At 50.1% G+C, this 11,796-nt stretch carries 9 protein-coding genes; 8 read left to right on the top strand and 1 reads right to left on the bottom strand.

The genetic code is table 11. From position 1 onward, the window contains the following. Positions 1-14: 14 nt before the first annotated feature. Entirely contained in the window at positions 15-2,375 is a 2,361-nt protein-coding gene (locus HMPREF0044_RS06330) for a heterodisulfide reductase-related iron-sulfur binding cluster (RefSeq protein WP_006547304.1), read from the bottom strand. A gap of 198 nt (positions 2,376-2,573) precedes the next feature. Here HMPREF0044_RS06330 and HMPREF0044_RS06335 point away from each other — a divergent pair, with 198 nt between their 5' ends. The 8 genes from HMPREF0044_RS06335 (at position 2,574) to purM (ending at position 11,611) form a co-directional block, all read left to right on the top strand. Beyond that, complete coding sequence (locus HMPREF0044_RS06335) at positions 2,574-5,438, top strand: Na+/H+ antiporter subunit A (protein ID WP_040313070.1); 2,865 nt, start codon at positions 2,574-2,576, stop codon at positions 5,436-5,438. Then, the gene (locus HMPREF0044_RS06340; protein WP_006547306.1) at positions 5,438-5,977 is read left to right on the top strand and encodes an NADH-quinone oxidoreductase subunit K; all 540 of its coding nucleotides are present in this window, start codon (positions 5,438-5,440) and stop codon (positions 5,975-5,977) included. The genes HMPREF0044_RS06335 and HMPREF0044_RS06340 overlap by 1 nt, the downstream gene beginning before the upstream one ends. Then, complete coding sequence (locus HMPREF0044_RS06345) at positions 5,974-7,698, top strand: Na+/H+ antiporter subunit D (protein WP_050754375.1); 1,725 nt, start codon at positions 5,974-5,976, stop codon at positions 7,696-7,698. Before HMPREF0044_RS06340 ends, HMPREF0044_RS06345 begins: the two co-directional genes overlap by 4 nt. Continuing rightward, on the top strand, positions 7,695-8,258 hold the full coding sequence (locus HMPREF0044_RS07990) for a Na+/H+ antiporter subunit E (protein WP_006547308.1): 564 nt from the start codon (positions 7,695-7,697) through the stop codon (positions 8,256-8,258). Before HMPREF0044_RS06345 ends, HMPREF0044_RS07990 begins: the two co-directional genes overlap by 4 nt. Positions 8,259-8,260: 2 nt before the next feature. Further along, positions 8,261-8,572, top strand: a complete 312-nt coding sequence (locus tag HMPREF0044_RS06355) for an MrpF/PhaF family protein (protein WP_006547309.1) — start codon at positions 8,261-8,263, stop codon at positions 8,570-8,572. Next, positions 8,569-8,871: a monovalent cation/H(+) antiporter subunit G gene (mnhG, locus tag HMPREF0044_RS06360; protein ID WP_006547310.1), complete on the top strand. Its 303-nt coding sequence runs from the start codon at positions 8,569-8,571 to the stop codon at positions 8,869-8,871. The genes HMPREF0044_RS06355 and mnhG overlap by 4 nt, the downstream gene beginning before the upstream one ends. A 65-nt stretch (positions 8,872-8,936) precedes the next feature. Then, positions 8,937-10,448: an amidophosphoribosyltransferase gene (gene purF, locus HMPREF0044_RS06365; RefSeq protein WP_040313072.1), complete on the top strand. Its 1,512-nt coding sequence runs from the start codon at positions 8,937-8,939 to the stop codon at positions 10,446-10,448. A gap of 62 nt (positions 10,449-10,510) precedes the next feature. After that, positions 10,511-11,611 (top strand): phosphoribosylformylglycinamidine cyclo-ligase, encoded by a 1,101-nt coding sequence (gene purM / locus HMPREF0044_RS06370; RefSeq protein WP_040313191.1) that lies wholly within the window; start codon positions 10,511-10,513, stop codon positions 11,609-11,611. Positions 11,612-11,796: the final 185 nt, after the last annotated feature.

Raw genomic sequence — 11,796 nt, forward strand, 5'->3', positions numbered from 1 at the left:
GGGAAACGTAAAAACTACTCAACATCCCCGCGACGCACCGCGTCTAACATCAACAACGACACGTCCTTAACCTCAACCGAAGCACTTGTAGAAGACAACATCTGCGTACAGAACGGACAACCCGTAGCCACCACAGTAGCCCCAGTTTCAGCTGCCTCATCAGCACGTACCTGAGCAATCCGCTGCCCGCGAGACTCTTCCATCCAAGCGCGAGAGCCACCCGCTCCACAACACATAGCACGGTCCTGTGATCGTGGCATCTCCACCAGCTCCAACTGAGAATCCGCCGACAATAACTCACGCGGAGCCTCAAAAATCTGATTATGACGCCCCAAATAACAAGGATCATGGAACGTAATCTTAGTTTTCAAAATACTGGAAGAAACAGCGTCGCCCTCGGAAGTAGAAACAGGAGGAGCCGCCAACCGCAAACGCCCCTCACGCACCAGCCGATTCAACAACTGCGTATGGTGAATCACCTCAAAAGTACCACCCAACTCAGGGTACTCATTTGCAATCGTATTAAAACAATGCGCACACGACACTACAATCCGCTTTACCGAAGCCTCATGCAAAGTGGAAATAGCCTGCTCTGCCAACATCTGGAACAAAAGCTCATTACCCGCACGACGAGCCGGATCACCCGTACAAGACTCACCTGAACCCAACACGCCAAAACGTACTTCAGCTCGCCACAACAACTCAGCCACTGCCGCAGAAGTCTTTTTAGCCCGATCATCAAACGCGCCAGCACAACCAACCCAGAAAACCCAATCTAACTCAGACGCATCCTCAACGTCCTCACCGATTACCGGGACATCAAAATCAAGGTTCTTTGCCCAATCCATACGTTTACGCGCAGCCTGACCATACGGATTCCCCTTCGTTTCCAACGAGCGGAAAGGCTTCGCCAAATCCCGCGGAAACGCAGACTCCATCAAAACCTGGTGGCGACGCAAATTAATAATATGATCTACATGCTCAATATCCACCGGACACTGATCTACACAAGCCCCACAAGTCGTACAATCCCACAGGGCATCCTCAGAAACCACTTCACCAACCAGGGATGCAGAAACCAAAGAAACCCCAGAGTCGCCCGTATTACCAGACGCCCGCAAAGCAGCTAAAACATCCACAGAATGTGCAGACTGTGGCCAATTTGGATCAACCTCATTCCCCTCAGGAGATGGCAGAGCCTTCGTAACTTCCACTGCCGCCACATGGTCACGCAATGACAACACCAACAGCTTCGGAGAAAGTGGCTTACCCGTATTCCATGCGGGGCAAAGCTCCTGACAACGACCACACTCAGTACAAGTCGAAAAATCTAAACGAGCCTTCCATGTCAAGTCCGCCACAGAACCATAGCCCAGTACCGCATCCTCATCCAAAGACTCTAAGTCCTCATCAGAACGAACCGGTTTACCATCCACCAACAGAGGCGGCAAAGCTCCTAAAGACTTAGACCCATCTGCATTCCGACGCGCATAAACATTCACCAACGCTAAGAAACGGTGCCAGGCAACGCCCATCGTGGTGACTACGCCAACTACAGCCATCCAGATCATAGAAACTGCGATTTTAAGGAAAGCCAGAACATACAAGGCGCTCAGCAGAGCATTTACTGGTAGCTTAGCCAGTAAAGTCCCCAGCCACGCAGTTAGGGGGAAATGCCAGGCAGTTGCGTACTCAGGATTCAGAATAAGAGTCCCGAACTCATTCGTAGCTCTCGTTTTCCCAAGGGCGAATTCTAAAGCTCGTAGACCAATCACTGCTACAACCACTAAAAGGATAATCGCTTCAACAAAGCGAGCCTCCCAGCGGGTAGACCCTAAGAAACGTGAAGCTCCTTGAGGATAAGGGCTGTTAGGCTCGTGCTTAGCAGAAACACGTAGTGTGCCGCCCTCGGCTTCTTCAACTGAACCATGCGTAGCCCGCACGCGCACAAAAATCAGCCAAATAATGCCCGCTAAACCAGCCCAAGCAAAAAACTCTACCAGCCACTCAAACAGGAAAAAATGCCCCAAGAGAGGCAGCTGGAAAGCCGGGTTAAAAAGCTGCCCGTAGCCGGTTACTAAGGTTAAAAATAAAACTGGGAAAGAAACCATCACCAGCCAGTGCGCAATCCGCACAGCCGGGCGACCTTTAAATTCCTTATGTGACAGCAGGTTTAACAGCAGCATTTTTAACCGCTGCCACGGGTGATTAAACCGGCTAGGTTGCGGACGCCCCTGCTTAATACGTGAAACCAGTACGAGAATCGCGCGAAGAAACGCGGCTAAACCAATCCCGGAAATAATTACAGCGAGAAGTAAGCTCACGAGGCGCACAGTAGACGGGTTCAACCAAAGCTCCTTTAATACTGGGTGCATTCCGAAAAAATCAAGCAAGTTAAAGTAGAACGCATAGTCCCCTTAATTATCTAACTTTCCGCGCAACAGGTAAAGCGGAGCCCAGTCGCAAGAAGATATCAACTCTGCTAAGACATACAACGGCAATAAATGTCGCGCGAGCGAGCTCACACTGTTAAGTTGGAAAGAGCATCCCAAACAGCGCCAAGGACTCTAACTGTGTTTTACCTCGTCACCTTCTTATTCGCTGCCTCACTATTTGCGCCTGCACTGACTCGCCGGTTCAAACGAAACGCTCTGCTTATCCTGGCACTACCACTGCTAGTAACCTTCATTTGGACTGCAACCCAATACAAGCAAGCGTTTTCTGAAACCCCCCTACAACAGTCCTACATATGGGTAAATAACCTTGACTTGTCCTTAACTTTTCAACTCGATGGGTTATCGTGGCTGATGAGCTTAATTGTCACCGGAGTTGGTGCGCTCGTGATGATTTACGCCAGCCGTTACTTCCCTGAAAACGCTGCTGGATTACCCCTGTTTACTGCTGTTTTTTCTGCTTTCGCAGCCGCCATGTACGGGCTGGTAACCGCCAACCACTTGATGATGGTGTATCTATTTTGGGAACTGACGACAATCCTATCATTCCTCTTAATCGGCCATCATTATGACCGCCGCGCGGCCAGAGCAGCCGCCCGTCAGGCAATTCACGTTACTTCCCTAGGATCTTTAGCGATGTTCGCGGGCTTCGTAATGATTGCCCTGCCTCATTCAACGACGAAAAACTACTTCATCATTTCAAACCTACTGCAAGCGATGGCAAGAGGAGATTATCCAGTTGATTCACTACAGACGATAATTGCGAGCCTATTAATCTTTGCCGGAGCCGCTTCAAAATCCGCCCTCGTGCCAAATCATTTCTGGCTTCCCGGCGCAATGGCAGCACCTACCCCAGTGTCTTCTTTCCTACATTCCGCAGCAATGGTTAAAGCAGGTGTGTATTTGCTGGCGCGTTTAGTTCCCGGATTGTCACTAATTCCAGGTTGGTCTGCGACGGTTGTGGGATTCGGTTTGGCAACGATGCTGGTAGGTGGCTATCGTGCGTTACGCCAGACAGACTTGAAACTAGTTTTAGCCTATGGAACGGTTTCACAGCTGGGGCTGATCGCAGCTGCCGTGGGATTTGGGTCGCAAACATTGCTGGCAACGGGCGTGGTAATGCTAGTCGCACACTCTCTTTTCAAATCCACCCTGTTTATGACGGTAGGTTTGATTGAAAAACTCACAGGGACACGAGATCTGCGTAAGATTTCGGGATTGTTGTTTCGCCAGCCGTTACTAGCCGCGTTAGCTTTAGTAACTTCAGCTTCGATGGCGGGCTTCCCACCATTTTTAGGGTATTTAGGTAAGGAGTCTGCGGTTTCTGCGGGGTTATTTGGAACTGATGCAACTTGGATTTCAGATTCTATGCAGAGCGTATTTTTACTTATTTTGGTAGCTGGTTCGGTTATGACGGCCGCGTACTCCCTGCGTTTTTGGTGGGGGGCTTTTGGAGTGAAACCGGGGGTTGCGTGGTGTGAATGTAAGCCTTTGCCTGGTTTAGCAGCTTTTCCTTTGGCAGTTTTGGCAGCCTTATCATTTTACCTACCGGTGGTGTCTTTAGCTGACGCGATTTTACATCAGGGAACATTCCAAACTTTACCGGGGCATGCGCACGTAGCGTACTGGTCGGGGTGGGCTCCGGCGCTGGTTACGTTGGCGATTTTTGTTGGCGGTGGGCTACTTTTCCTATTTAGAGGGCGGGTTGAGCAACTCCAAGCGAAACTAGAGGTACCTGGTTTAAAAGCTACGTCGTTGTACCGGTGGACCCTGGTGCTTTTGGAGCAGGGTTCGGCAAAAGTAACGGCTGCGGTACAGCGGGGCTCATTACCGCTGGACGTTATGACTATTATGCTGGTGCTGATTAGTATGCTGGGGTTCAGTCTGGTTTCAGTGTTTAGCAGATTTTCTGCTGAAGGAGTGTTTAAGTATTCGGTTCCGCTGGCTGATTCTGGGTTACAGGTGGGAGCCGCTATTGTCGCTGTATTGGCAGCTATTATTACAGTGCGTTCTCGGAAGCGATTGAAAGCTGTTTTAGCTTTAGGAGTTGTTGGTTTAAGCGTGGCCATTATTTTCGTTGACTACGGGGCGCCGGATTTAGCGCTTACGCAACTGGTAGTAGAAGTAGTTTCCCTACTGGTATTCGTGCTGGTTTTACGTAAGTTGCCTAAGTATTTTTCCGACCGTCCACTGGTTTCTTCCCGGTGGGTGCGTTTAGCGGTAGCGGTCAGTTTAGGGTTGGTGGTTTCCGTGGGGAGCCTCGTCATTGCACAGGTGCGCACGGCAGTTCCGAATTCTGTTTTGATTCCAGCGGAAGCCTACGTATTTGGCGCCGGTAAAAATATTGTGAATGTTATTTTGGTGGACGTACGCGCGTGGGATACAGTTGGGGAACTTTCAGTTCTGCTGGTGACTGCTACGGGGGTGGCTTCACTGATTTATTTGACGCGGCGTTCGCAGCAGATTCGGGTTCGCCCGATGTTGAAGCGTGGGAAGTGGCTTCCCGGCGTACAGTTTTTGAATTTGCAGCAGCGATCGTTGATGTTGGAAGTTAGTGCGCGGTTATTGTTCCCAACCTTAGTCGTGGCTTCGATTTGGCTACTTCTTACGGGGCATAATGCGCCGGGGGGTGGATTCGTTGGCGGAATGGTCGCGGGTATTGCTTTAATTTTGCGGTATTTGGCGGGTGGTCGTCATGAGCTGAAACTCGCGTTGCCACTTAATCCGGGGCGATTGCTGGGGCTGGGGCTTTTCTTAGCAACTTTAAGTGGTATATTGCCGCTGCTTTTTGGGGGATCGGTTTTGCAAACCGCAGAGTTCGATTGGGATTTAGCTGCTTTGACGGGTTGGCAGGCTTTCGGGCATTTACATTTCACTTCTGCATTGTTATTGGATGTGGGTGTTTATATTTTGGTGGTCGCATTGGTTTTGGACATTGTGATGGCGCTGGGCGCTCATTTAGATGAAGTGAAGCAGGAGGGGTGATGGCTTCAGTAACTTTAGTGGCGTTAGCTGGGGTTCTTATTGCCTGCGGCGCGTATTTGGTGACTGACCGGGCTTTGACGCGGATTGTGATTGGTTTAGCGTTACTTACTCATGGAGTAAATCTGCTGATTTTAGCGTCGGGAGGTGCAGCTGGTTTACCTGCCTTACTGGGACATAATAGGGTAGCTGAAACTGGTTTGCCTGGTGTGGTGGATCCGCTCCCACAGGCAATGATGCTTACGGCGATTGTGATTGGTTTAGGCACCACGGCGTTTGGAATGGCGTTGGCGTATCGTTCGTGGGTGCAGGTTGGTCACGATGAAGTCATTGACGACGTAGAGGATCGTTTACTCGCAAAGCGTGCAGAGTTTGCCCAGTCTTTAGCTGAGGCTTCGACGGGTGATGAGGATCCGGCAGTTGATTATGATGCAGAAGATATAGAAACAGCGGAGCCCGCACATATTTTAGATGAGTTGGTTGGTAAAACTACAGATTCTTCAAAATTTGAGGGCGCAATAAAGGACGGTGAAGTAAAGTGAACTGGCTACTTCCAATCCCCGTACTATTACCGCTTTTTGCAGCTGGTTTAGCGTTGCTAGCTAGTCGCCGTCCGCGTTTGCAACAGCTCATGTCAATACTCACTTTAGTGATTGTTCTAGGCGTGGGGATTTCTTTAGCAATTGCTGCTAATGAGTCTCCTGTAGTTTTGGATATGGGTAACTGGGCGGCGCCAATCGGGGTGACTTTAGTTGCCGACAGGTTAGCATCTTTGATGCTAGTGGTATCTCAGCTGGTAACCCTCGCGGTTCTTTCTTATTCAGTCGCACAAAACCTAACTGATGACGATCCGGATGTGCCGGTAGCAATCTTTCACCCTACTTATTTGATTTTGGTTGCGGGAGTTTCTAACGCCTTTTTAACGGGAGATTTATTTAATCTCTACGTAGGATTCGAAATGCTGCTGGGGGCCTCATTTGTGCTGATTACGCTTGGAGGCACAGAGGGGCGTACTCGCGCAGGCACCATTTATGTAGTGATCTCCCTAGTGTCATCCTTAATTTTCTTAATCGGCATTGCCTATGCTTACGCGGCTACAGGCACCATTAACTTAGCGGAGTTAGCACTCCGACTGCGAGAGTTAGAGGCGCCCTCGGGAATGATAATCGAACTCACCCTACTGGTCGCATTCGGAATCAAAGCCGCGGTATTTCCCCTGGCTGCCTGGCTACCAGACTCATATCCCACCGCACCCGCTCCCGTCACCGCAGTATTCGCCGGTCTACTCACCAAAGTTGGGATTTACGCGCTGATTCGTTTGGAAGTCCTACTATTCCCCGGGCGTGAAACAGACCTGCTGCTAGGAGTAGTGGGGGTGGCCACCATGATAGTCGGTATCCTTGGAGCAGTCGCCCAAGATGATATTCGCCGTATCCTCTCATTTACGCTGGTATCCCACATTGGCTTTATGATTTGGGGGTTAGCATTACATTCCCTAAATGGGGTAGCAGCCACGATTTTCTACGCCGCCCACCATATTCTGGTACAAGCCACCTTATTCCTCATCGTTGGTTTGATTGAACGCTACCGAGGGACTGCTTCTCTACGAGAACTCGGCGGAATGTTCAAAGGATACCCACTGCTGTCAGGAATGTTCCTAGTAGCGGCATTAAACCTCATTGGCATTCCCCCGCTAACCGGCTTTGTAGGGAAACTTGGCTTAGCACAGGCGTCTGTGAACTCAGGAAATTCGCTACTGGCGTGGGCGTTGCTAGGTGCAGGTTTAGTGACTTCATTCCTCACTCTTTATGTAGTGGTGAAAGTCTGGAACTACGCTTTTTGGCAGCCAGCTGATGACCATTATGTTATTGACCGAGAACTCGGTGAAGAAATGTCGGCTCGACAGCAAGCCGCGTATGAAATCCGTATTCAACGCCAACGGCAACTTGCAGATAAATCTGATCTGCTTCAAGACTGCTCCCGTACTGAAGCTGAAAAATCAGCCACAGGTACTAATCATTTAATGTATGTTGCCGCTGGTGGACTGTTAGTAGTCATGCTAGCAATGAGTGGTTTTGCAGGGTTCGTTTATAAGTACGCGCAGGCTGCTGCTTTTGATCAGCTCACCCGTTACACCTACATTCACGCAGTGCTAGGTGAAGATAGGCGTGGTATTGGTGAATCTAAAACTTTACGTGAGGAAGCTCCACAGTATCTGCAGGAGTGGTCAATAAACTGGTATGAGAAAGGCCAACGGAAGTGAAAACCTTATTAAACCGTGTATCGCTTTTCATAACCGGTTGGCTTTTCGGAATTTGGATGCTCCTCTTCGCAAGTTTTGACCCACTAACTATTATTGGTGGAGTTTTCATAGCGCTCGCGGTGCAGATATTTTTACCACTACCGCATAGTGGGTTTTTCAGGCGTTTACGTGTGCTACCGTTTCTGTTTTTGATGCTGATGTTTTTACGTGATGTGGTTTTAGCTACCTGGCTGGTGACGAAAGCAGTTTTGGCTACTTTGTTAGCTCGGTTACGCGGTTTACCAGCTCCGGTAGGGGAGGGGGCTGTGGTAGTAGTGCCTCTGAAATGCGCGCAGGATATTGTCTTGGCGATGACAGCGGGATTGATTAACTTGGTTCCGGGAACGATTGTGTTGGAAGTTGATGCGCAGGCAGCTGAGTTGACGTTGCACGTGTTTGATTTAGAAGCTTCCGGTTTTGAAGCTGGAGTGGTTGCGGCTACGCAAGCGCAGGAAGCGCGGATTATGCGTTGTTCTACGGGGTTGAATGTGAGATCACAGGAAACCAGTGAGGGGAAGTAGCGATGCTATTTTGGTTGTACGTGTTTGCGGGGGTTTTAGTATTGTTGGCAGCGTTGCTGACGCTAGTACGTTTAACGTTGGGTCCAACGATTTTGGATCGGGCTGTGGCAGTGGATGTGCTGACTGTGGTGGCTTTGGCAGGTGGAGGGTTAGCGACCGTTTATTCACCACGGGAAGAGACTATGGTTTTCTTAGTGTTGTTGGCTTTGACGGGTTTCTTTAGTGCGGTGATTGTGAGTCGTTTCGTGGCGGTACGGGATTCTCACGAGGGCGTTAAACTGATCGACTCCGTAGTTGAGGGAGAGTTACAGTGAACACGGTTTTACTTTACGTTGGGGCTGTGTGTTTTGTAGGCGCGGCGCTGGTTCTTTTAGTGGCATCTGTGGGGGTTTTGTTATTTAACGATATTTTTACGCGTATGCATGCGGCGGCGAAACCACAGTGGCTGGGTGTTTTTTTAATTGCTTTGGGGCTGGTTTGTACCCATCAAACTTGGCAGTGGTTTTATGTTTCTATGCTGATTGTTTTATTCCAAACCTTGTCTGCTCCGGTGGGTTCTCATTTGTTGGGGCGTTCTGCTTCGCGGTCTTCGGAACTTAATACGAAAGATTAATTTTGAGTTGCCCATTTATTGACACAACTTAACTTCGTAATCAGCTTGCCTACTAGAATGAAACTGTGCGTGGAGATGGAAAATTATCCTTAGATTTATCGCCTTCCGACACCCCTGTTCGTGATGAATGTGGGGTATTCGGAGTTTGGGCCCCTGGTGAAGAGGTATCCCGATTCACTTACTTTGGTCTATTCGCCCTGCAACATCGCGGCCAGCAGTCTGCTGGTATCGCCGTATCAGATGGTCGCTCAATCCGTATTTATAAAGACATGGGTCTGGTGTCGCAAGTTTTCGATGATCAGGCACTCACCGGTTTAAAAGGACATCTTGCTGTAGGACATGTTCGCTACGCAACTACAGGGGCGGATATATGGGAAAATGCTCAACCTGCCTTAGGTCCCACCCCGACTGGAACGATTGCGTTAGCACATAACGGCAACCTTACTAATACGCAAGAACTACGTGGAAAAGTTAAAGAAGTTTCAGAACGAGAGATTTCTTCTGAATCCACGGACACTATGGTTTTAACTGCACTGCTGGGTGCTTATGGGTCTGCAAAAGAAAAAGCTAACCGTGCAGATGTAGGAACTAAAGTAGAAGTTCCGCAAACTGTGCGTGGTTCACTTATTGAAGCAGCTCTGAACGTGCTACCTGCAGTTACTGGCGCGTTTTCGCTTTGCTTCATGGATGAACGGACTCTTTATGGGGCTCGGGATGCTCACGGTATTCGCCCGCTGGTGTTAGGGCGCCTCACCTCTGGTTGGGTGCTTGCCTCTGAAACGGCTGCTCTTGATATTGTGGGCGCTGACTTTGTTCGCGAAATTGAACCCGGCGAGCTAATCGCTATTGATTCAGATGGAGTTCGCTCATATAAATTTGCTGAGCCCACTCCACATGGTTGTGCTTTTGAATACTTGTACTTGTCACGTCCGGATACGAAGATCGCTGGGAAATCCATTATTGTTGCACGACAAGCTATGGGAGCTGCTCTGGCGAAAGAATTCCCAGTGGACGCTGACCTGGTGATCGCCACCCCCGAATCTGGCACGCCCGCGGCTATAGGTTACGCGCAAGCATCTGGTATTCCGTACGCTCAGGGTTTAGTAAAAAATGCTTACGTAGGACGCACCTTCATTCAACCTACTCAGTCCCTACGTCAGCTAGGTATTCGTTTGAAACTAAACCCACTGCGGGAAATCATTGAAGGTAAACGCCTGGTGGTAGTAGATGACTCGATTGTCCGCGGTAACACGCAACGCGCCTTAGTTGCCATGCTTAGGGCTGCCGGCGCGAAAGAAGTCCACGTGCGCATTTCTGCACCGCCAGTTATGTGGCCGTGCTTCTTCGGCATTGACTTCCCCACCCGCGCGGAACTCATCTCATCTGCAATGGACGAAGCCGCTGTTTGTCGCTCCATTGGTGCTGACTCACTGGGATACTTAACGTTGGAAGCACTTGTTGAAGCCACTGGGCAAACAAAAGACCGGCTCTGTCTTGCATGTTTCACCGGCGAATACCCGATGCCTATCCCACCGGGAACGCCAGTTCCGGGAACCCCAGGTGCCACCACCTGCTGAAACTGTAGAAGTGACGGGTGGGTGTGGAATCCGCCCTCGATAAAGAAACTAAGGAGCCAGAAATGGTTGACTACGCTACTGCGGGAGTGGATATCGAAGCCGGAGACCGCACGGTTGAACTCATGAAAGCCGCGGTTAATGCCTCTCATAACAACACGGTTTTGGCAGGCGCTGGAGGGTTTGCAGGTTTAATCGACGCATCTGCGTTGGTTGGAATGAAGCGCCCGCTTTTAGCGTCATCCACTGACGGTGTAGGCACGAAGGTAGCTATCGCACAGGCTATGGATATTCATGACACTATCGGTCAGGATCTGGTCGGCATGGTCGTGGATGATTTGGTTGTGATGGGCGCTAAGCCACTGTTGATGACCGACTACATTGCTACTGGCAAGGTAGTTCCTGAAAAGATCGCGGATATTGTGAGAGGTGTTGCGCAGGCCTGCGCGATGGTGGATTGCCCGCTGATTGGCGGCGAAACTGCGGAGCATCCGGGGTTGATGGCTGAGGACGAATACGATATTGCGGGGGCAGCTACTGGCGTGGTTGATGAGCCTAATCTGCTTGGCGCGCACCGAGTGCAGGCTGGCGACGTACTGATTGGCATGGCGGCTTCCGGTTTACATTCCAATGGTTATTCACTCGTGCGTCGCATTATTGCTGATGCTGGTTGGGAGTGGGATCGTCACGTGGATGAATTTGGTCGCACATTAGGTGAGGAAGTTTTGGAACCAACTCGCTTATACACGCGCGACTGTTTGGCTCTGATTGATGCTTTGCCCGGACAGGTGCATGCGCTTTCGCATATTACTGGTGGCGGTTTAGGAGCGAATATCTCTCGTGTGATTCCGCAGGGGCTAACTGCGATTGTGGAACGCGATTCTTGGACTATTCCGCCGGTTTTTGACGTGATGCGTCGTTTAGGGGCAGTTCCTTGGGCAGCGTTAGAAGAGACGTTGAACCTGGGGGTTGGTATGGTTGCTGTGGTTTCTGCCGAGGGCGCAGCCCAAGCTGTTTCCGTTTTAGCTGCTGCCGGTATGTCAGCGTGGGTTTTGGGGCGCGTAGTTGCTTCTGATGAAGCTGGTTTACCTGAAGGTCGTTTAGTGCAGGGAGCTAAGGGCGTTGACGGCGGTGCAGCGTTGTTGGTTCACAAGTATCAGCTGTAATAGATTCAGTAACTAACGGAGGCTCACAGTATTGTGAGCCTCCGTTTCATTTTATGAAAGCTATTAATGAGCAACCATACATGCTTCTAGGTGACAGGTTAAGTTTTGTCCCTATGATTTACGGTGCTGAGGATTCTGTATGACAGATGACAAAACGGGAGTATTAAAAACTGTTGGGGTTGGGA

This window comes from Gleimia coleocanis DSM 15436 (assembly GCF_000159015.1).
In the GTDB taxonomy this organism is placed as follows: Bacteria; Actinomycetota; Actinomycetes; order Actinomycetales; family Actinomycetaceae; genus Gleimia; species Gleimia coleocanis.